Source organism: Streptomyces sp. NPDC001100, assembly GCF_053598575.1.
The window spans coordinates 32,862-54,127 of the sequence record NZ_JBSFKO010000040.1 but is presented as its reverse complement, the minus strand read 5'-3'; the positions used below and the strand labels follow the sequence as shown (position 1 = coordinate 54,127).

The window sequence follows — 21,266 nt, the reverse complement described above, 5'->3', positions numbered from 1 at the left end:
ACGGTTCATCAGTATTGAATGTTGCGCGCCCTGCGGCTACGTTCCGCGACACCGTAGCCCGACAGCACCGTAGCCCGACAGGAAGAGGTGGTCGTATGGCCGAAATCAGCGCGGAGGCACGCATCGAGGCCCCGGCCGAGAAGGTGTGGACACAGCTCACCGACTGGTCCGCGTACGGCGAGTGGAACACGACCCACACCAACTTCCCCAAGGGCGGCCCCGAGAGCCTCGAAGCCGGCGCGACCTTCCAGGAGAACATGAAGCTGATGGGCTTCCCGGCGGAGGTCGAGTGGACCGTCGAGGAGGTCGAGGCGGCCCGGGTGCTCGCCATCCGCGGCAAGGGCCCGATGGCCGTGAACGTCGCCACGCGCTACACGCTCACGCCCGACGGTGATGCCACGACGGTCCGGATCGACGGCGAGTTCACAGGGGCGGCGGTGACGTTGATGGCGGGCAAGCTGAAGGACTCGGGGACGGCCGCTCTGAACGAATCGCTGCGCAAACTGGGCGGGCTGGTGGCCTGAGGAAGGCGCCGGGGCACCGCAGGAACGGGAACGCGCACAGGGAAGGCGCCCCACGGAACTCCCGTGGGGCGCCTTGACCTGCTGCCTCTTCCGACCCCGAGGACATCAGTCCTCGTCGGCCAGGATCAGGTACAGCTTCTTGCGGGCGTCGTTGATGACGGACAGCGCCTTCTCGCGCTGCTCCTTGCTGCCGGTCTTCCAGACCTGACCGAAGGCCTCCATCAGACCGAAGCCGGCCTGGCGGATCTCACTCAGGGCCTCCCAGTCGACACCTCGGGAAGCCTCTTCCCAGGGCGCGTCCGGACCTTCCTCGGCCGCGGTGCGGCCCGCGTCGGTGAGCGAGAAGAGCTTCTTGCCACCCTCCGTCGCGCTGGCGATCAGGCCCTCGTCCTCCAGCAGCTGCAAGGTGGGGTAGACCGAGCCGGGGCTCGGCTTCCACGCGCCGCCGCTGCGCTCGGCGATCTCCTGGATCATCTCGTAGCCGTGCATCGGCCGGTCCTTGAGGAGGGCGAGGATCGACGCGCGTACGTCGCCACGCCGTGCCCTGCCTCGCGGGCCGCCGCGCCCTCGTCCACCCCAGGGGCCGGGACCGAAGCCCGGTCCGAAGCCGGGGCCACCGGGTCCGCCCGGGCCACCCGGCCCGAAGGGCCCGAAAGCCGCACGCCGCCCGTCGGGGCCGCCCCAGCCGCGCCGGGGGTGGCCTTCCTGTCCATGTCCACGCTCGTATCCGTGGGTACGCATCGCAATCACTCCATTCCATCGTTGATCTGTCGCGATGCGTCAACGATATATCGGAACCGATCGGATGACAAGCCCTGAAAAATTCTCGGTTGATCCGGCCCCGGACGCATGGCTGACTGGACGACCATGCATGCCGACCAAGTGGACGTGACCAGCGAAACCGTCGCGACCCTGATCCAGGAGCAGTTCCCCCAGTGGAGCGGCCGGGCGGTCCGGCCCCTGTCGTCGACGGGGACGGTCCACGCCATCTTCCGCATCGGCAACGACCTCTCCGCACGTTTCCCGTTGCGTCGGGCCGCTGCCTCCGAGGTACTGGCGGTGCTGGAACGGGAGGCCCGGGCGAGCGCGGAGCTGGCCCAGGTGTCCCGGTTCCCCGTCCCGGAACCCGTCGCCCTGGGCAGGCCCGGAGCGGGTTACCCCATGCCGTGGTCCATCCAGACCTGGCTGCCGGGGACCATCGCCCTGGACGCAGACCCGAGTGGCTCCGACGCTTTCGCCGAGGACCTCGCGGCCTTCATCGCATCCCTGCGGGACGCCGGGACACGAGGTCGGGTCTTCGACGGCGACAATCGCGGCGGTGTCCTCGCCCACCACGACGACTGGATGGCGGAGTGCTTCCGGAAGAGCGAGGGGCTGCTCGACGTGCCCCGGCTGCGCCGGCTGTGGAGCCGCTTCCGCCGACTGCCACGCACGGCTGCCGACGTGATGAGCCACGGCGACCTGATCCCCGGAAACGTCCTGGTCGCCGGAGGCCGCCTCACCGGCGTACTCGACACCGGCGGCTTCGCCCCGGCCGACCCCGCGCTCGACCTGGTCGGCGCCTGGCACCTGCTGCGGCCCGGCCCCCGGGACGTACTCCGGCGAACACTGGCCTGCGACGACCTGGAGTGGGAGCGCGGCAAGGCATGGGCGTTCGAACAGGCGATGGGTGTCGTCTGGTACTACGTCGAGACCAACCCGACGATGAGCGGCATGGGGCGCCGGACACTCGACCGCATACTGGAGTCGACGGACTGACGGCTATCCGCGCCGGTCCTCCCGGCTCCACGCAAGCAACCAGCCGTCGACCACCCCGAAGTCCGCCCCGGTGAGACCGGTCGTCGATTCCACGCGGTGGAGGAGGGCGGGTCCACGGTGGTGATCCGACACCCAGGCGTGGTCGAGTTCGGTGATCTCGTCGTCGACCCAGATGAAGGGGCGGCCCGCCGCGGCACGGACGAGAGCTCGGGTCTTCCAGTTGAGTGCGCCGGGCTCGTACTCCTGCGGTGGATCCGGCAGTTCGGCCACCGGGAAGCGGGGCAGTCCGAGGAGTGGCGACAGCACCTCGTTGGCGTACTCCATCCACGCGGTGGCCCAGATCAGCTCGCAGGGCAGTGCCAGCAGTCGCGGAACATGGTCTGTGTCGATCTTCGCCAGCTGGGGATTCGACGTGCCCTGCCAGTCCGCCCACCCCTGCGGGCTCGACGGAATCCGCGCTCCGCCGAGAGGCAGGAGTGTTCCGTCGACGTCCAGGAAAAGCAGCGGCCGTTCCGCCCGTCCGGTCATGGCCCCCCCTTCTGGAGTTGCCCGCATGACCGAGCCCTCCTGCATCGCCGCGATCCGGGAGTCGTACGACACCGTCGCCGCCGACTACGTCCAACTCGATAAGAGTCCGGCCGAGTTGGACCCGCTGTCACGGGCGATGCCGGCCGCCTTCGCGGAGACGGTGCGGGCGGCGGGGCCCGGGCCGGTGGCGGATCTGGGGTGCGGGCCCGGCAGAGTCACCGCGCATCTGGCGGAGTTGGGGGTGCCGGTCTTCGGCATCGATCTGTCCCCCAGGATGATCGAGCTGGCTCGCCACGCCTACCCTCACCTGACCTTCGCCGTGGGCTCGATGACCGCGCCGGAGATCGGCGACAGCGAACTGGGCGGCGTCCTCGCCTACTTCTCCACGCACCACACACCGCCGGACCAACTGCCGGTCGCCTTCGGCGAGTTCCACCGCACGCTCACACCCGGCGGCCTGCTGATGCCGGCCGGCCATGTGGAAGACAACCAACTCCGGCGCCCGACACAGGCGTACGGCGGGCACCCCGTGTCCTACGAGTCCCATCTGCTTCCGCCGGAGGGGATCGCCGGGCTGCTGGAGCGGGCGGGGTTCGCGATCACCGCCCGGCTGATCCAGGAGCCCACGGCGGAATCGAAGAGGACGTACGCCACCTTCCTGGCCCGGAAGCCGGAGCACCCGTCGGCGTCGTAGCGGCCTGTTCGGAGCAACCCGGTACCCCACCCCCGATTCCGGGCCGCACCGCCTGACCGGTCCAGCACCACCGCCCACGGTCCAGCATCACTGCCCCCCATCCAGCATCACGGCCCCCGGTCCACCACCACGGAATCGGCCCAGCGCCGCCGAACGACCCCAGCACGACCGAATCAGTCCAGCGCCGCCGGCTTGATCCAGGGCCGCCGATCTGACCCGCACCACCGGCCCGATCCAGCGCCGCCGCGTTGACCCGCACCACCGGCCCGTATCCGCAGCACCTATCCGACCCGCACCACTAGCCTGTTCCCGCACCACTGCCCTGACCCGCACACCGGTCAGATCCCGCACCACCGCCCGACCTCGCACCACCAATCCGGCCGCACACCACCGCCCCGCACTCACACCACCACCCGAACCCGCATCGCCACCCGAACCCACATCGCCGAACCAACCCCGCCACCGAATCAGTCCAGCACCCCCGAATTGGCCTTGGCCCAGCAGGCCAGAGACCCCCTAGCGTCGAAGCATGCGGATTCGAATCGTCGACGCGTTCACCGACCGCCCCTTCGCCGGCAACCCGGCCGGGGTGGTGCTTCTCGATGCCTTCCCGGAGGGCGACGACTGGCTGCAGAAGGTCGCGCTGGAGGTCAATCACGCCGAGACGGCGTTCGCGCACCCGCTGCCCGAGGGCGGGGCGGCCGACTGGGCGCTGCGGTGGTTCACACCGGCCACCGAGGTCGCGATGTGCGGACACGCGACCCTCGCGACGGCCCATGTGCTGCACACCACCGGCGTCCACGAGGGTCCCGTGCGGTTCACCACCCGCAGTGGTGTACTCATCGCCACGCCGGCACCGGACGGGTCGATCACCCTCGACTTCCCGACTGCCCCGCTCACCCCGGTCCAGATCCCGGAGGGTGTGGCCGAGGCCCTGGGCGCCGAGGCGCTGACCGCCTTCGACACCGGGCCGAACATCCGCGACCTGGTCGTCGAACTCGCCGACGAGAAGACCGTCGTAGGACTGGCGCCCGACCACAAGGCACTCGCCGCCTATTCCGAGCGCGGGATCATCGCCACCGCCCGCGCCGAAGACCCCACACGGGGCTACGACTTCGTCTCTCGTTGCTTCTTCCCGAACGTCGGCATCGACGAGGACCCGGTCACCGGCAGCGCGCACACGGCGCTGGCTCCGTACTGGTCCGAGCGGCTCGGCAGCACCGTCCTCACCGGGCTTCAGGCCTCGCCCCGGTCCGGGCTGGTGCATACCGAACTGCGGGGCGGGCGGACCCTGTTGACCGGGCGGGCGGTCACGGTCATCGACGGCGAGCTGCTCGCCTGAGACGCAACGTGCCTGCCCTTCGCGGGAGTTACGCCGTGGGCAGCCAGCCCACCTTGCCGGCCAGCAGCGCGTAGCCGACGAACGCCCCGATGTCGAGCAGGGAATGCGCCACGACCAGGGGGCCCACGCGGCCCCACCGGCGGTACAGGTAGACGAAGACCACGCCCATCACCATGTTGCCGACGAAGCCGCCGATGCCCTGGTAGAGGTGGTAGCTACCGCGCAGTACGGAACTGGCCACCAGCGCGGTGCCCGGCGTCCAGCCCAACTGGCCGAGGCGGCGCAGGAGATAGCCGACCACGATCACTTCTTCGAGGATCGCGTTCTGCATCGCGGAGAGGATCAGGACCGGGTACTTCCACCACACGTCGGGCAGCGCCTCGGGCACCACCGTGAGGTTGAAGCCGAGGCCCCGTGCGGCCAGGTAGAACGCGATGCCGGTGCTGCCGATCACCGCCGCGACGGCCGCGCCGCGGCCGAGGTCGGGCCAGGGCCGGGTGCGGTCGAAGCCGATCGTGCGCAGGCTCTCGCCCTCCCTGAGGAGGAAGTGGGCGACGAGGGCGACGGGGACGAGGGCCGACGCGATTCCGAAGAGCTGCCAGGCGAGATCCAGCCATGGACGGCCGGGCGCGGCCGAGGCGTTGAGGGTGGCCGCCTGGTCTTTGAGACCGCCCGGTTTCGTGACCGATCCGACAAAGCTGATCAGGGCGGACACTCCACTCGCACCGAGCGAAAGCCCCAGAACGAGCAGTGTCTCGGACCGGAGAATCCGCCGTGTGGGCTGCTCCAGCGGAAAAGTTTCGGCCACCTGCCCTGCCTCCACCTGCACACCTGCCTTCAGTTCGGAAATCCCGCCTCATGCCCATCTTCGCCCCGCTAGGGTCTCGAATGAACTTACGAAGATCGTGCGCGACAGGCCGTTGGGGGAGACGGAGGCACGAGGTTCAACAGGGAGGGGCACCACCGTCATGGGACGTCACAGCTTGCCCGATCCGCAGAGGGCGGGCGGCAGCGACCCCCGTCCTCGTGCGCGGCGCCGCAAGGTGGCCCTCGCCACGGTGCTCGTGCTGACCGTCGCCGGCGGTACCGCGGTCGCGGTGCAGAGCGGACTGCTCTCCTTCGGTTCCTCCTGCCGCAAGGACGCGGTACGTCTGAAACTGGCCGCCTCCCCCGACATGGCGCCCGCCCTGCGTGCGGCGGCCGGAAAGGCGCGCGACGAGAACATCACCTCCGACGGGCAGTGCCTGAACATCTCGGTGACCGCCCAGGAGTCGTACAAGTTCGCGGACACGCTCAAGTCGGGCAAGCACCCGGACGTCCAGGTGTGGGTGCCCGACTCGGAGTTGTGGGTCAACCAGGTCACGTCGGCCGCCGACTCGGACGCGACGGAGGCGACTCCGGCGGGAAACGTCGCCTCCACCCCGGTCGGTGTGGCGATGGTGCCGGCCGCCGCGAAGTCGCTGGGGTGGCCGCAGAAGACGTACACCTGGCTGGACCTGGCCGGGGCCACCCTCCAGGACGACTCGCTGCGGCTGGGCGCGGCCGATCCGGCGCGCAGCGCGACCGGGCTGCTCGCGCTGACACAGCTCAGTACGGCCGCCGCGAAGGTCAAGGGCGGTGACACGCAGGCGGCGGCGATGATGAAGACGCTGTCGCAGCGGATCTCGGACACCGACAGCCAGGTCCTGGACACCCTGCCACGCGACTCCTCGGGCACCGAGCAGGGCAATCCGAAGCGCAACCAGGCGCTGGTGCTGAGTGAGCAGTCGGCGTTCGCGTACAACACGTCGGCCGACGGCGGCGGAAGTCTCGACCTGTTCTATCCGAAGGACGGCTCCCCCCGGCTGGACTACCCGTACAACCTGGTGGACCGGGAGCGGCTGACGACGGACGAGAGCCGGGCCGCGATCCGGTTCATGACGTATCTGAGCCTGCCCGCGCAGCGGAAGCTGATGGAGAAGTACGGCTTCCGCACCGATGACGAGGACGCGCCGAAGGCGGTGATCACCAAGGCGGGCGGCAGCAGCCCGCAGCCGTATGCCGTGGCGCCGGCCGAGCTGGCCTCCGACGCGGCGCTCCAGGAGGCGCTGGGGACCTGGACGATCACCGTGCAGAGCGCGCGGATCACCACGGTCGTGGACGCGTCGTCGTCGATGTCGGAGCCGGTGCCGGGGACCGGACAGTCGCGGATGGACGTCACCAAGGCGTCGCTGCTGCAGGCGCTGGCCACGTTCACGCCCGAGGACGAGATCGGGCTGTGGGACTTCTCCACGAAGCTCGACGGCGACAAGGACTACCGCGTCCTGGTGCCGACCGAGCGGCTCGGCGACCGCGTGGGCAGCGGGACCCAACGGGACCGGCTGTCGGCGGCGTTCGGGAGTCTGAAGCCGGTGCCGAACGGGGCGACGGGCCTCTACGACACCACGCTCGCCGCGTACAAGGCGGCCACGTCCTCCTATGCGGACGGGAAGTTCAACGCGCTGGTGATTCTGACCGACGGGGTCAACCAGGACCCGGGCAGCATCTCGCGCACCACGCTGCTCAAGCAGTTGCGCCAACTCGCCAGCCCTGAGCGGCCGGTGCCGCTGATCATGATCGCGGTGGGTCCCGAGGCCGACAAGGAGGAGGCCCGGCAGATCGCCGAGGCGACCGGCGGCTCGGGCCACGAGGTGAGCAACCCGGCCCAGATCCAGTCGGTGATCCTCCAGGCCATCGTGGCGGCGGGCGCGGCGGGCGCCTCGGCCAACTCGGGCTGAGGCAGCGGCGGTTCACCCCAGTGGTGCCGGTTCGGGGAGGCCGACCGGCCAGGTGTGGACCGGGTCGCCGAGGTGCATCAGCTCGCTGTAGCGGCGGGTGGTGGCGGCCAGGGCGGCTTCGCGGGTGAGGCCCTGTTCGAGGGCGCGGTGGAAGGTGGCGGACTGCCAGGTCGCGCCGTTGGTCCGGCGCCGGCAGCGTTCGTCGATCACGCCCAAGTACAGGTCCCGGTCGGCCGGTTCGACCCCCCACGCGTCCAGTCCGGCCTCCGCGAGCGGCAGTAGTTCGTCGCGTACGAGGGTCACCGTGTCGATCTCGGTGGTGCCGCCGAGCCGTCCGCGCCGGGGCCAGAGCAGGCGGGCGTCGATGCCGTGGCGGCACGCGGTGTCGAAGTTGGCGGCGGCGGCCTCGAAGGGCAGCCGGGTCCACACCGGCCGCGGCTCCTCGGCGAGGGCGCGGACGACGCCGTAGTAGAAGGCGGTGTTGGCGATGACGTCGGTGACGGTGGGTCCGGCGGGCAGGACGCGGTTCTCGACGCGCAGGTGCGGGACGCCGTCGGCGATGCCGTAGACGGGCCGGTTCCAGCGGTACACCGTGCCGTTGTGCAGGACGAGTTCGGCGAGGGTGGGGATGCCGCCGGCTTCGAGCACGTCGAGGGGTTCCTCGTCGTCGTGGACCGGGAGCAGCGGTGGGAAGTAGCGGAGGTTCTCCTCGAAGAGCTCGTAGGCGGAGGTGATCCAGCGTTCGCCGAACCAGGTGCGGGGGCGGACGCCCTGGGCCTGGAGTTCGGGCGGCCGGGTGTCGGTGGCCTGCTGGAAGAGCGGCGGGCGGGACTCGGGCCACAGCTCACGGCCGAACAGGAAGGGCGAGTTGGCGCCCACCGCGACCTGGGCGGCGGCGACGGCCTGGGCCGCGTTCCACACGTCGGCGAAGCGGTCGGGTGTGACCTGGAGGTGCAACTGCACGGAGGTGCAGGCGGCTTCGGGCGCGATGGATCCCGAGGTGCAGGTGAGGTGCTCGACGCCGTCGATGTCGAGGACGAAGTCCTCGCCCCGGGCGGCCACGATCTGATCGTTGAGCAGGGTGTAGCGGTCGACCGCGGAGAGGTTCGAGGAGACCAGGTCGTCCCGGTCGAGGGTCGGCAGAATGCCGATCATCACTATTCCGGCGTCGAGCTCGCCCGCTTTCCGATGGGCATATGCCAGGGAGGTACGGATCTCCTCGGCGAGCCGGTCGAATACCCGGCCCTCCAATCGGTGTGGGGCAATGTTGACTTCCAGATTGAACATGGCGAGTTCTGTTTGGAAATCTCGACTCGCGATGCGTTCGAGAACCTGCGCATTCAACATTTTCGGCATGCCGTCGGCGCCGGCGAGGTTGAGTTCGATCTCCAGCCCCATGAGGTTCTTGGGGCGGTCGAACCGCTTCTCGGCCAGCAGCCGCTCCAGTCCCGTCAGGCACCGCCGCAGCTTGGCGCGGTAGCGCTGGCGGTCGGCGAGCTCGAACGGCCCTGCCACGACCTTCTCCCCCACGATGCGTCACCTCCTCCTCGTCCCGGGTCAGGAAGGATGATGCCCAGACCTGGCGATCGATAACGTCCCGCGGCGGCCCGGCGCCCGCTACTCTGGTCCGAAGTGACCCGCGGCACATTCACGAGGCATGGGGCAGTGCGGGGTTCCGCACACAATGAAGGCCTCGTGAAAAACGCCGACGAGAATTGGCCGACCGCATGGGCGGCATATCCCGAGGTCATCGCCGTTTCCCCGGTTCGGAACCGGGATGATTCCCGCGAATCGCTGGCCGAATGGCCCCTTGTTGTTCATACGGGAAACGGTTAGACGAAACACCGTCTGAACACGTGTCGTATAAACTCCGCGAACAAGGCAGAAGGTTGGCGCCACGATCCTGGAACCTGCCGCCGAGGTGACGTGCGGCAGGCCGCACCCATGTTCACAGCACCCCCGGCCCGCCTCTCTGACCCCGAGAGCTGACAGCGCCGTCCGCCCCCGTCCCGCCCTCGCGCCACCGTGCCTGTCGAATGAGAGGCGACCCACCATGCCGCTGCATGTCCCCCCGGCTCCCGCGCCCGCCCTGCGTTCCGTTCTCACGGCACTCGGTTCCCCCACCGCCGTCCGCGAGGCCCGAACACCCTCCCTGCGCGCGGCCCAGGGGCCCGCCACACCCGAACTCCCGCTGCCCGTCCATGTACTGGACCGCGTCACGCCGGAGGGGACGGCCGTCACCTCGCTGGCCGGGTGGCGTTTCCTGATCCGCTGCGGCGACCGCGCGGTCGCCGCCGCCGACACGATGCTGACCCCCGACGGCTGGGCGTTCTCGCACTTCTTCGAGGGCCCCTACATCGCCGCCACCGAGCGGGCGCTGCGCCAGGCCGAGAACATGAAGGGCGCCTACCAGCCGCGCCTGCTGTCCGTGCCGGGCCTCTACATGCTCACGCTGTGGCTGCACGGGGATCTCACCGCGGACGGCGCCGGCGGTGAACCCGTCGCGGCCGATCTGCTGGTCCCCCTGGCCCCGGCACCGCCCGGCATCGCGGCCCACCGTCCGCACCGGGTCGCCGAGTTGCTGCCGGTGCTGACTCATCGGGTGACTCCGGCGCCGCTACTCAGTTCACCCGCCTGACTTCTCTCCGCTGTCACTCCCGTACCCCGCCACCGAATTCCCGGTGACGGGGTACGATCGCGTTTCCGATCCTCTTTATGCTCGTAACGCTCGTACGAGCAGGAAATAGCTCGTACGAGCCGGGAATTGGGATGAACCGTCCGCGCGGGTGATGCGTCATCAACCTGTGAGAAGCGGTGCCGCTAAATCCCTGCGGATTGACGCCCGTGGGGCAACACTGGGTTCGGACCAACTCAACACCACGGGGGACGGACATGACCACAACAGAGCGAGAGATCCCACCAATGTGCAAGCACCAGCCACCGTGTCCCACAGCCGAATCAGCCGACCGGGAATCCGCCCGCCTCATGGCGAGCCATCCGGAACAGGGCTGGAGCCTGCTGTGCAACGGCGTCCTCCTGTTCGAGGACACGGGTGAACTCCTGCCCGACGGCCAGATCATCGCCCCGCACCGCCAGGTGACGACTGCCGCTTGAGCATTTCAGGAACATGAGGGGCCGGCCGCACACACTTCGGTGCGCACCGGCCCCGACGCATATCCGGGACCGATCACTCCACGTAGTCGACCTGTAGTCGAGCGCTATCCGAGCGCCTCCCGCAGCGCGAAACAGGCGGGCTTGGGCACGAACTGTTCGTCCCACGGAAGAGCCGCCCCCTCACCCGGGAAGAACGCCGGAATCCACGAATACTTGTCCGTGTAATCCCATAGGGTCACGCCCACGCACCGGCGCACCGCGAGGCACGCCCCGGTCAGGTCCCGGTACCAGTCGGCCTGTTCCGCCAACTTGGCGTCGGTCGCCGGGAGTTGCATCCGGACGTCGACCTCGGTGAGCGCGGTGTCGAGCCCGAGGCGGGAGAAGCGGCGGAGGTTGTCCTCCAGGGTCGCCGGATAGCCGTACTGGAGAGCCAGGTGCGCCTGCAGCCCGATGCCGTCCAACGGCACGTGCCGGGCCTTCAGTTGCTTGGCGAGCGCGTAGTAGGCGTCGCTCTTCGGGCCGGTCGCCTCGATGTTGTAGTCGTTGAGGTACAACTTCGCGTGCGGGTCGGCCTGGTGGGCCCAGCGCAGCGCGTCGGCGATGTAGCCGGGGCCGAGCGTCCGGTACCAGAGGGTGTCGCGGTAGGTGCCGTCCTCGTTGAAGGCCTCGTTGACGACGTCCCAGGAGTAGACCTTGCCGCGGTAGTGCCGTACCTCGGTGGTGATGTGCTTCTTCAGTACGGCTCTCAGCTCGTCCGCCGTCCAGGTCCCGGACGTGAGCCAGTCGGGCAACTGGCTGTGCCAGACCAGGGTGTGGGCGCGCACCCGCTGGTGGTTGGCCCGCGCGAGGTCCACGATCTGGTCGCCGTTCGTCCAGTCGAAGACGCCCTGCTGGGGCTCGGTGGCGTACCACTTCATGCCGTTGCCGGGGGTGATCATGTCGAACTCGCTGCCGAGGATCGACGTGTACGCGGTGTCGGTCAGCTCGGGGTTGTCGGTGGCGCTGCCGAAGTAGCGGCCGTGGCGCTCGGCGAGTTGGGCGAGGGTGGGCTGTTCTGCCAGTTGGGCGGAGATGGGCTGTTTCTCCTGGGCCTGCGCGGGTGGGCCGGCGGCGATCCCCGTGGCGAGGAGGAGGGCGGTGAGGGCGCCCGCGAGTCTCGGTCTGTTTCTGGGCATGGTGCGACTCCTGTCCATGGATGAGCAGTACGTCGGTTGGCGCCCGTGCAGGTGAGGGTCGAAACTTTCGGAATCAATCCAGAACGTTGCGCTACCGCTGTTCGTAGTCGAACCAGTCGAAGGCCGCCGTGCCCTCCGTGACGTACATGCCGATCACCCGCCCGGTGAAGCCTCCGGCGACCTGGGTGGAGAGATAGCGGCCGTCCAACTCGGCCAGTTCGACGGCGCCTTCGGGGCCCTCGACGGAGAAGGTCAGGGTGTCGGGGCCGCGCGTGCCGGTGTCGGCCGTGCCCATGGTGACGGCGAGGGTGAGCGGGCCGGGGGGCAACGGCTGCGCCGCGACCCGTTGCCGTACCGGGCCGATCCGCGCGACCACGCTCACCGCTCCCCCGGCGACCTCGATGTCGTAGCGATGGGCCTCGTCCATGCGGACGGAGAGTCCGGCGCGCCCGGAGCCGGGGTCGATGCGGACCGCCGCCCGGCAGTCGTGGTGTTGCTGCCGGCGTCCGAGGAAGACGGGGCCGGCCTGCGCGTCGAGGGTCAGCCACCCCGGACGCTCGGTCAACGACCAGCTGCCGTCCGGCCTGTTGCGCGGGGAGATCCAGGAGAAGGCGAGGGTCGGGGAATCGAAGTCGTCGCGTACCGACGGGAGTTGGAAGGGGTGCCAGGCCTCCGGCGCCGGGTGCTGTTCCCGTACCGGGCCGACCCGTGGCCAGCCGTCCACCCACTCCACCGGGGTCAGGAACGTCTCGCGGCCCAGCACGTGGAAGCCCGGGAACCAGCCCCGGGGGCGGGTGCCGAGCAGCACCATCCACCAGGTGCCGTCGGGGGCCGTGACCAGGTCGGCGTGGCCGGTGCTCTGGATCGGGAGGTCGGTGCTGCGATGGGAGAGGATCGGGTTGGCGGGGGCCGGTTCGTAGGGGCCGCGCGGGGAGCGGGCGCGGGCGATCGAGACGCTGTGCCCGAGTGCGGTGCCGCCCTCGGCCAGCATCAGGTACCACCAGTCGCCGACGCGGTAGAGGTGCGGGGCCTCGGGGTGCTGGAGTCCGGTACCGGACCAGATCGGAAGCGGGCCCTCCAGGACCTTGCCGGTCGTCGTGTCGATGCGGGCCACCTTCACCCCGGCGACGGCACACCAGCAGTTCCCGTCCTCGTCCCAGGCGAGATCGGGGTCGATGCCCGGTACGTCGACGAGCACCGGGTCCGACCAGGGACCCTCGGGGCGGTCGGCGGTGACGAGGAAGTTGCCCTTGCCGCGCACGTCGGTGGTGATCAGGTGGAAGCGGCCGTCGTGGTGGCGGAGGGTCGGGGCGTAGATGCCGGCCGAGGCGGGGGTGTCGTCCGGCAGGTCCAACTGGCCGGGCCGGTCGAGGGCGTTGCCGATCTGGCGCCAGTGCACCAGGTCCCGGCTGTGGAAGAGCGGGACGCCGGGGAAGTACTCGAAACTGGAGCACGCGAGGTAGTAGTCCTCGCCGACCCGGCACACGCTGGGGTCCGGATGGAACCCGCCGATGACCGGGTTGTCGTACGTCCGCATGTGTCAGCTCCTCCGTCCGGCCCGGTCGAAAGTTTCGGGCCGCTCGACGAACCTTACGGAGCCGGACTGTAGGTGGATCCTTCGGTGGGGGCAAGGTCGCTCGCAGGGGCGAGTTGCAGGCTGAGGACCATCGTGAGGCCGCCGCCCGGTGTGTCCTCGGCGCTCAGTGTGCCGCCGAGGGCCTCGGTGAAGCCGCGTGCCACGGCCAGACCGAGGCCGACTCCGGCGCCGCGCGGGGCGTCGCCGTAGCGCTGGAAGGGTTCGAAGATGCGGTTCTTGGCCTCGTCGGGGACGCCGGGGCCGCGGTCGACCACACGGATCTCGACGCGGTCGGCGATGGCACTCGCCTTGACCAGTACGGGAGTTGCGTCCGGGCTGTACTTCACCGCGTTCTCGACCAGGTTGGCCACGGCCCGCTCAAGGAGCCCCGGGTCGACGGCCACCATGGGCAGTGTCTCCGGGATGTCCAGTTCGACGGAGTCCTCGGGGACCCCGCCCAGCGCCATCGGCACGACCTCGTCGAGGTCCGCCTCGCGGATCATCGGGGTGACGGTGCCGGTCTGGAGGCGGGACATGTCGAGGAGGTTCCCGACCAGGTTGTCGAGGCGGTCGGCGCCGTCCTCGATGCCGGCCAGCAGTTCCGCCCGGTCCTCGTCCGACCAGGCCACGTCCTCGGAACGGAGCGAGGTGACGGCCGCCTTGATGCCGGCGAGGGGCGTGCGCAGGTCGTGACTGACGGCGGCCAGCAGGGCCGTGCGGATGCGGTTGCCCTCGGCCAACGCGCGGGCCTGCTCGGCCTCTTCGCGCAGGCGACGGCGATCGAGTACGACGACGGCCTGTGCCGCGAAGGCGGCCAGCACGCGGCGGTCCTCGGCGGGAAGCACCCGGCCGGAGAGGGCGAGTGCCATGTGGTCGCCGACCGGTACGTCGACGTCCGCGTCCTCGGGGTTCTGGCAGGGACGCGGGCCCACGCTGCCCGCACACGTCCAGGGCTCGACGTCACCGGCGCGCTCCAGCAGGGCGGCCGACTCCATGCCGAAGGTCTCCCGGACCCGTTCCAGGAGCGCCTCCAAACTGGTCTCGCCGCGCAGCACATTGCCCGCGAGGAAGGAGAGGATCTCCGACTCGGCGCGCAGCCGGGCCGCTTGATGGGTGCGCCGGGCCGCCAGGTCGACCACCGACGCGACGGACACCGCGACGGCCACGAAGATCGCGATGGCGACGATGTTCTTCGGGTCGGCGATGGTGAAGGTGTGCACGGGCGGGGTGAAGTACCAGTTCAGCAGCAGCGATCCGACCGCCGCCGAGGCCAGCGCGGGGAACAGTCCGCCGAGCAGGGCCGCCGCCACGGTCAGCGTCAGGAACAGCAACATGTCGTTGGCCAGGCCCACTTCGGGCGCGACACCGCTCAGCAGCCAGGTCAGCAGCAGCGGACCGCCGATCCCGGCCAGCCAGCCCCAGACGATGCGGGCCCGCCCGAGCCGCGCACCCCGGTTCACGGGCAGTGCGCGTCCCTTGCCCGCCTCGTCGTGGGTGATCAGGTGGACGTCGAGGTCGGGCCCCGAGTCCCGGGCGACCGTCGAGCCGACGCCGGGCCCGAAGACGTACTGCCACCCCTTGCGGCGGGAGACACCGAGGACGATCTGGGTGGCGTTGACCCCGCGCGCGAAGTCCAGCAGGGCCACCGGGATGTTCTCGCCCACGACTTGGTGGAAGGTGCCGCCCAGGTCCTCGACCAGGGTGCGTTGTTGGGCCAGTTCCTTCGGGGAGGCGGAGGTCAGGCCGTCGCTGCGGGAGATGTAGACCGCCAACACCTCGCCGCCCGCGCCCTTTTCGGCCAGGCGCGCGGCGCGGCGGATGAGCGTGCGTCCCTCCGGGCCCCCGGTCAGGCCTACGACGATCCGCTCGCGGGATCCCCAGATCGCCGAGACGCGGTGCTCGCTGCGGTACTCCTGGAGGTAGGCGTCGACCCGGTCGGCGAGCCAGAGCAGCGCCAACTCCCGCAGCGCGGTGAGGTTTCCGGGACGGAAGTAGTTGGAGAGGGCCGCGTCGACCTTGTCGGGCTTGTAGATGTTGCCGTGTGCCATACGGCGTCTCAGCGCAGGCGGCGACATGTCGACCAGCTCGATCTGGTCGGCCCGGCGCACCACTTCGTCCGGCACGGTCTCCTGCTGCCGCACACCGGTGATGGACTCGACGATGTCGCCCAGGGATTCCAGGTGCTGGATGTTGACGGTCGAGACCACGTCGATGCCCGCCGCCAGCAGCTCCTCGATGTCCTGCCAGCGCTTGGTGTTGCGGGAGCCGGGGATGTTGGTGTGCGGGAGCTCGTCGACGAGGGCCACCTCGGGGTGTCGGGCGAGGACCGCGTCGACGTCCATCTCGCTGAACGTCGTGTCCCGGTAGGCGAGTTCGCGGCGCGGGATCTCCTCCAGTCCGTGCAGCATCACCTCGGTGCGCGGCCGGTTGTGGTGCTCGACGAACGCCACCACGCAGTCGGTGCCGCGCTCGATTCGGCGGTGTGCCTCGGACAGCATCGCGTACGTCTTGCCGACGCCCGGTGCCGCGCCGAGGTAGATCCGGAGCTTGCCGCGTCCCATGTCATCCTTCGAAGCGGTAGCCCATGCCGGGCTCGGTGATCAGATAGCGGGGGCTCGACGGATCCCCCTCCAACTTCCTTCGCAACTGGGCCATGTAGACCCGCAGATAGTTGGTCTTGTTGCTCTGGGACACCCCCCACACCTCCTGCAGCAGGTACTTCTGGGTGACGAGGCGGCCCGGGTTGGTGATCAGGATCTCCAGCAGATGCCACTCGGTGGGGGTGAGCCGGATGTCGTGTCCGGCGCGAGTGACCTTCTTGGCGAGCAGGTCGACGGTGAAGTCGTCGGTGGTGACCAGGGTGGTCGCAGGGGCGAGCGGCACGTCCTCGACACGGCGGACGGCCGCCCGCAGCCGGGCCAGGAGTTCGTCCATGCTGAACGGCTTGGTGATGTAGTCGTCGGCGCCCGCGTCGAGGGCGGCGACCTTCTCGTCGGAGGCCTGCCGGGCCGACAGCACCAGGATCGGGACCCGGGTCCAGCCGCGCAGCGCCTTGATGACGTCGACGCCGTCCATGTCGGGCAGCCCGAGGTCGAGCATCACGACGTCCGGCTGCCGCATGGCCGCGAGCCGCAGCGCGGTGGCGCCGTCGGGGGCCGCGTCCACGCCGTACTGGCGGGCCTGCATGTTGATCACGAGGGCCCGTACGAGCTGCGGGTCGTCCTCCACCACCAGCACCCGTGTCATGGGGGTGTGCCTTTCGTGTGGTCCCTGGCGGGGCGGCGGGAGCCGGCGGCACCGGGATCTCCCCCGGACCGCCGACTCCCCTGCCGTTCGCGTAACGCCATCAGCTCTTCGTCACAAGGGACTTGAGCGCGATGTTGAGTTCGAGGACGTTCACCGTGGGCTCGCCGATGAAGCCGAGGGTGCGGCCGTCGGTGTGGTCCTTGACCAGCTTCTCCACCTCGGTGACCGAGAGGTGGTTGCGCTCGGCGACCCGGTGGACCTGGAGTTCGGCGTAGGCCGGGGAGATGTCCGGGTCGAGGCCGGAGCCGGAGGAGGTGACGGCGTCGACCGGTACCTGGGAGGGCCTGACCTTGTAGTCGGCCGTGGAGTTGTTCTTCACGACCGCCGCCTTGGCGTCCTCCACCTGCTTGACGAGCACCTTGCTGTCGGCCGAGAGGTTGGTGGCGCCGGAGAGGATCAGCTTGTACTGGGTGTTGACCGAGTTCGTGCCCAGTCCATTGGCGGGGCGCCCCTGGAAGTAGTCCAGGCTGTAGCCCTGTTGGCCGATGAGCGAGGAACCGACGACCTTGCCGTCCGCCTTGATCTCCGAGCCGTTCGCCTTGTTGTTGAACAGCGCCTGGGCCACCCCCGTGACCGCCAGCGGGTAGATGACGCCGGTCACCAGGGTCAGCACGAGGAGAGCGCGCAGGGCCGCCCAGAGCAACCGGGCTGTGTTGGATACCGAGTTGTTCATAACTGGTCAGCCGATTCCGGGGATGAGGGAGATGAGGAGGTCGATGAGCTTGATGCCGATGAAGGGCGCGATCAGGCCGCCGATGCCGTAGATCCCGAGGTTGCGGCGGAGCATCTTGTCCGCGCTGACCGGCCGGTACTGCACGCCCCGCAGGGAGAGCGGGACCAGCGCGATGATGACCAGCGCGTTGAAGATGACCGCGGAGAGGATCGCGGAGTCGGGCGAGGCCAGGTGCATGATGTTGAGCTTGTCGAGGCCGGGGTAGACCGCCGCGAACAGTGCCGGGATGATCGCGAAGTACTTCGCGACGTCGTTGGCGATCGAGAAGGTCGTCAACGCGCCCCGGGTGATGAGGAGTTGCTTGCCGATCTCGACGATCTCGATGAGCTTGGTCGGGTTCGAGTCGAGGTCGACCATGTTGCCGGCCTCCTTCGCGGCCGACGTCCCCGTGTTCATCGCGACGCCGACGTCCGCCTGGGCCAGCGCGGGCGCGTCGTTCGTGCCGTCGCCGGTCATCGCGACCAGCTTGCCCCCGGCCTGCTCCCGCTTGATGAGCGCCATCTTGTCCTCGGGAGTGGCCTCCGCGAGGAAGTCGTCGACGCCGGCCTCGTCCGCGATCGCCTTCGCCGTCAGCGGGTTGTCGCCCGTGATCATGACGGTCTTGATGCCCATCCGGCGCAGCTCGTCGAACCGCTCGCGCATACCGGCCTTGACGACGTCCTTGAGGTGGATGACGCCCAACACCCGTGCGCCGTCGGCGTCTTCGACCGCCACGAGCAGCGGGGTGCCGCCCGCCGCGGAGATCCGGTCGGTGAGCGCGCCGGCGTCCTCGGACACCTCGCCGCCCCGCTCCCGGACCCAGGCGACGACCGAACCGGCCGCGCCTTTGCGGATCCTGCGCCCGTCGACGTCCACACCCGACATCCGGGTCTGGGCGGTGAAGGCGATCCACTCGGCGTGCGCCAGCTCGCCCTGGTGGCGCTCGCGCAGGTCGTACTTCTCCTTCGCCAGGACGACGATGGAGCGGCCCTCGGGCGTCTCGTCGGCCAGCGAGGAGAGCTGGGCGGCGTCGGCGAGCTGGGCCGCGGTGGTACCGGTCACCGGCACGAACTCGGAGGCCTGACGGTTGCCGAGGGTGATGGTGCCGGTCTTGTCGAGCAGCAGCGTCGAGACGTCACCGGCGGCCTCAACCGCCCTGCCGGACATGGCCAGTACGTTCCGCTGCACCAGCCGGTCCATACCCGCGATGCCGATCGCGGAGAGCAGCGCGCCGATCGTGGTCGGGATCAGACAGACCAGCAGGGCCACCAGCACGATCATCGTGAGGTGCGTGCCCGCGTAGTCCGCGAACGGCGGCAGCGTGGCGCAGGCGAGCAGGAAGACGATGGTGAGGGACGCCAGCAGGATGTTCAGGGCGATCTCGTTGGGCGTCTTCTGCCGGGCGGCGCCCTCGACCAGGGCGATCATCCGGTCGATGAAGGTCTCGCCGGGCTTCGTCGTGATCTTGATGACGATGCGGTCCGAGAGCACCTTCGTGCCGCCGGTGACCGCCGAGCGGTCACCGCCGGACTCGCGGATGACGGGCGCGGACTCGCCGGTGATGGCCGACTCGTCGACACTCGCCACACCTTCCACGACGTCCCCGTCACCGGGGATGACGTCCCCGGCCTCGCACACGACCAGGTCGCCGATGCGGAGTTCGGTGCCGGGCACCTGCTCCTCGACGGTGCCGTTGAGCCGCCGGGCCACCGTGTCGGTCTTGGCCTTGCGCAGGGTGTCGGCCTGCGCCTTGCCGCGGCCCTCGGCGACGGCCTCCGCCAGGTTGGCGAAGATGACGGTCAGCCACAGCCAGGCGCTGATCGCCCAGCCGAACCAGTCGCCCGGGTCCTTGAAGGAGAAGACCGTGGTCAGCACGGACCCGATCCACACCACGAACATGACCGGCGACTTGACCATCACCCGCGGGTCGAGCTTGCGGCAGGCGTCGGGCAGGGACCTGATCAGCTGCTTCGGGTCGAACAGGCCCGCGCCGACGCGGCCTTCGGTGGCCTTGTGCCCGGTCGGCACATCGCTGTGCGGCGCCCTGGTCGGAGTGGCTGTGGACATCGAGTCCTCTTGGTTCTCTGTGTTCCCTGTGTTCTCTGTACGGGTGCTCATGACGCCAGCCCCTCGGCCAGCGGGCCCAGCGCCAGCGCCGGGAAGTAGGTCAGACCGGTGATGATGAGGATCGCGCCCACCAACAGGCCGGTGAACAAAGGCTTTTCGGTGCGCAGGGTGCCCGCGGTGACCGGCACCGGCTTCTGCTCGGCGAGCGAGCCGGCCAGGGCCAGCACGAACACCATCGGCAGGAAGCGGCCGAGCAGCATCGCGAGCCCGGTCATGGTGTTGAACCAGTCGGTGTTCGCGTTCAGACCGGCGAAGGCCGAGCCGTTGTTGTTCGCGGCGGAGGTGAAGGCGTACAGCACCTCGGAGAAGCCGTGCGCGCCGGAGTTCAGCATCGAGTGCGGCGGGGTCGGCAGCGCCATCGAGGCGGCGGCGAAGATCAGCACCAGGGCCGGGGTGATCAGGATGTAGCAGGCCGCGAGCTTCATCTCGCGGGTACCGATCTTCTTGCCCAGGTACTCGGGCGTACGGCCGACCATGAGCCCGGCGATGAACACCGCGATGACCGCCATGATCAGCATGCCGTAGAGGCCGGAGCCGGTACCACCGGGTGCGATCTCGCCCAACTGCATGCCCAGGATGGTGATTCCGCCGCCGAGACCGGTGAACGAGGAGTGGAAGGAGTCCACCGCGCCCGTCGAGGTCAGCGTGGTCGACACCGCGAAGATCGAGGAGGCGCCGACACCGATGCGCTGTTCCTTGCCCTCCATCGCACCGCCGGCGATCTGGAGCGCCGAGCCGTGGTGGGCGAACTCGGTCCACATCATCAGGGCGACGAAGCCGACCCAGATGGTGGCCATGGTGGCGAGGATCGCGTAGCCCTGCTTGATGGAGCCGACCATCACACCGAAGGTGCGCGTCAGCGCGAACGGGATGACCAGCAGCAGGAAGATCTCGAAGAGGTTGGTGAACGGGGTCGGGTTCTCGAAGGGGTGCGCGGAGTTGGCGTTGAAGTAGCCGCCGCCGTTGGTGCCGACCTCCTTGATGGCCTCCTGCGAGGCGACCGCACCGCCGTTCCACTGCTGGTGGCCGCCCATGAACTGGCCGACCTCATGGATCCCGGAGAAGTTCTGGATGGCACCGCAGGCGACGAGCACGAGCGCGGCAACCACGGACAGCGGCACCAGGATGCGGATGACACCGCGCACCAAGTCGGCCCAGAAGTTGCCGAGTTCACCGGTGCGCGAGCGCGCGAAGCCCCGTACGAGAGCCACGGCCACGGCGATGCCTACGGCCGCGGAGACGAAGTTCTGCACGGCGAGACCGGCGGTCTGCACGACGTGCCCCATGGTCTGCTCGCCGTAGTACGACTGCCAGTTGGTGTTCGTCACGAACGACACGGCCGTGTTGAACGACTGCGCCGGATTCACCGAGGAGAAGCCCAGCGAGCCGGGCAGGATGCCCTGGAGGCGCTGAAGCAGATACAGGAAGAGGACTCCGACGGCCGAGAAGGCGAGCACTCCGCGCAGATACGCGGGCCAGCGCATCTCGGTGTTCGGGTCGGCACCGATGCCCTTGTAGATCCACTGCTCGACGCGCAGGTGCTTGTCGGAGGAGTAGACCCGGGCCATGTAGGTGCCGAGGGGGATGTAGGCGAGTGCCAGCGCGCCTATGAGGGCGAGCAGCTGGAGGACGCCTGCGAGTACGGGACCCATGT

The 21,266-nt window shown here is 69.4% G+C and carries 18 protein-coding genes; 7 read left to right on the top strand and 11 right to left on the bottom strand.

From position 1 onward, the window contains the following. Positions 1-95: 95 nt before the first annotated feature. Entirely contained in the window at positions 96-524 is a 429-nt protein-coding gene (locus ACWDEW_RS39780) for a type II toxin-antitoxin system Rv0910 family toxin (RefSeq protein ID WP_019071082.1), read from the top strand. 105 nt (positions 525-629) lie between these two features. Here the strand turns inward: ACWDEW_RS39780 and ACWDEW_RS39775 are convergent, their stop codons facing one another. Further along, positions 630-1,265: a PadR family transcriptional regulator gene (locus ACWDEW_RS39775; protein ID WP_450519837.1), complete on the bottom strand. Its 636-nt coding sequence runs from the start codon at positions 1,263-1,265 to the stop codon at positions 630-632. 126 nt (positions 1,266-1,391) lie between these two features. Between ACWDEW_RS39775 and ACWDEW_RS39770 the strand changes: the two genes are divergently transcribed. Further along, complete coding sequence (locus ACWDEW_RS39770; protein ID WP_450519914.1) at positions 1,392-2,282, top strand: aminoglycoside phosphotransferase family protein; 891 nt, start codon at positions 1,392-1,394, stop codon at positions 2,280-2,282. A gap of 3 nt (positions 2,283-2,285) precedes the next feature. Here ACWDEW_RS39770 and ACWDEW_RS39765 read toward each other — a convergent pair whose 3' ends face one another. Then, the gene (locus ACWDEW_RS39765) at positions 2,286-2,810 is read right to left on the bottom strand and encodes an HAD domain-containing protein (RefSeq protein WP_450519836.1); all 525 of its coding nucleotides are present in this window, start codon (positions 2,808-2,810) and stop codon (positions 2,286-2,288) included. 25 nt (positions 2,811-2,835) lie between these two features. Here ACWDEW_RS39765 and ACWDEW_RS39760 point away from each other — a divergent pair, with 25 nt between their 5' ends. After that, entirely contained in the window at positions 2,836-3,504 is a 669-nt protein-coding gene (locus ACWDEW_RS39760; protein ID WP_450519834.1) for a class I SAM-dependent methyltransferase, read from the top strand. 529 nt (positions 3,505-4,033) lie between these two features. Beyond that, a complete protein-coding gene (locus ACWDEW_RS39755; RefSeq protein WP_450519832.1) occupies positions 4,034-4,846 on the top strand; it encodes a PhzF family phenazine biosynthesis protein in 813 nt (270 codons plus the stop codon). 28 nt (positions 4,847-4,874) lie between these two features. On the opposite strand, the gene ACWDEW_RS39750 is transcribed toward ACWDEW_RS39755, so the two are convergent. After that, positions 4,875-5,675 carry a CPBP family intramembrane glutamic endopeptidase gene (locus ACWDEW_RS39750; protein ID WP_450519830.1) on the bottom strand — a complete coding sequence of 267 codons (801 nt, stop codon included), beginning with the start codon at positions 5,673-5,675 and terminating at the stop codon, positions 4,875-4,877. A gap of 139 nt (positions 5,676-5,814) precedes the next feature. On the opposite strand from ACWDEW_RS39750, the gene ACWDEW_RS39745 reads away from it, so the two are divergent. Continuing rightward, positions 5,815-7,602, top strand: a complete 1,788-nt coding sequence (locus ACWDEW_RS39745) for a substrate-binding and VWA domain-containing protein (RefSeq protein WP_450519828.1) — start codon at positions 5,815-5,817, stop codon at positions 7,600-7,602. 12 nt (positions 7,603-7,614) lie between these two features. On the opposite strand, the gene ACWDEW_RS39740 is transcribed toward ACWDEW_RS39745, so the two are convergent. Further along, positions 7,615-9,132: a glutamate-cysteine ligase family protein gene (locus ACWDEW_RS39740; protein ID WP_450519826.1), complete on the bottom strand. Its 1,518-nt coding sequence runs from the start codon at positions 9,130-9,132 to the stop codon at positions 7,615-7,617. 523 nt (positions 9,133-9,655) lie between these two features. Here ACWDEW_RS39740 and ACWDEW_RS39735 point away from each other — a divergent pair. After that, positions 9,656-10,240 carry a hypothetical protein gene (locus ACWDEW_RS39735; protein WP_450519824.1) on the top strand — a complete coding sequence of 195 codons (585 nt, stop codon included), beginning with the start codon at positions 9,656-9,658 and terminating at the stop codon, positions 10,238-10,240. Between the two features lie 284 nt (positions 10,241-10,524). Continuing rightward, positions 10,525-10,716, top strand: a complete 192-nt coding sequence (locus ACWDEW_RS39730) for a DUF5999 family protein (protein WP_450519822.1) — start codon at positions 10,525-10,527, stop codon at positions 10,714-10,716. A 104-nt stretch (positions 10,717-10,820) separates the two neighbouring features. Here ACWDEW_RS39730 and ACWDEW_RS39725 read toward each other — a convergent pair whose 3' ends face one another. The 7 genes from ACWDEW_RS39725 to kdpA form a co-directional block, all read right to left on the bottom strand. Then, positions 10,821-11,891, bottom strand: coding sequence for an endo-1,4-beta-xylanase (locus ACWDEW_RS39725; RefSeq protein WP_450519820.1), 1,071 nt, complete (start codon positions 11,889-11,891; stop codon positions 10,821-10,823). Positions 11,892-11,982: 91 nt separating this feature from the next. After that, a complete protein-coding gene (locus ACWDEW_RS39720) occupies positions 11,983-13,428 on the bottom strand; it encodes a glycoside hydrolase family 43 protein (protein ID WP_450519818.1) in 1,446 nt (481 codons plus the stop codon). Between the two features lie 53 nt (positions 13,429-13,481). Continuing rightward, a complete protein-coding gene (locus ACWDEW_RS39715) occupies positions 13,482-16,028 on the bottom strand; it encodes an ATP-binding protein (RefSeq protein WP_450519816.1) in 2,547 nt (848 codons plus the stop codon). Position 16,029: 1 nt separating this feature from the next. Next, positions 16,030-16,713: a response regulator gene (locus ACWDEW_RS39710; protein WP_450519814.1), complete on the bottom strand. Its 684-nt coding sequence runs from the start codon at positions 16,711-16,713 to the stop codon at positions 16,030-16,032. A gap of 100 nt (positions 16,714-16,813) precedes the next feature. Beyond that, complete coding sequence (locus tag ACWDEW_RS39705) at positions 16,814-17,446, bottom strand: potassium-transporting ATPase subunit C (protein WP_450519811.1); 633 nt, start codon at positions 17,444-17,446, stop codon at positions 16,814-16,816. Positions 17,447-17,452: 6 nt separating this feature from the next. Beyond that, entirely contained in the window at positions 17,453-19,552 is a 2,100-nt protein-coding gene (gene kdpB / locus ACWDEW_RS39700) for a potassium-transporting ATPase subunit KdpB (RefSeq protein WP_450519810.1), read from the bottom strand. Between the two features lie 47 nt (positions 19,553-19,599). Beyond that, complete coding sequence (kdpA, locus tag ACWDEW_RS39695; RefSeq protein ID WP_450519808.1) at positions 19,600-21,264, bottom strand: potassium-transporting ATPase subunit KdpA; 1,665 nt, start codon at positions 21,262-21,264, stop codon at positions 19,600-19,602. Positions 21,265-21,266: the final 2 nt, after the last annotated feature.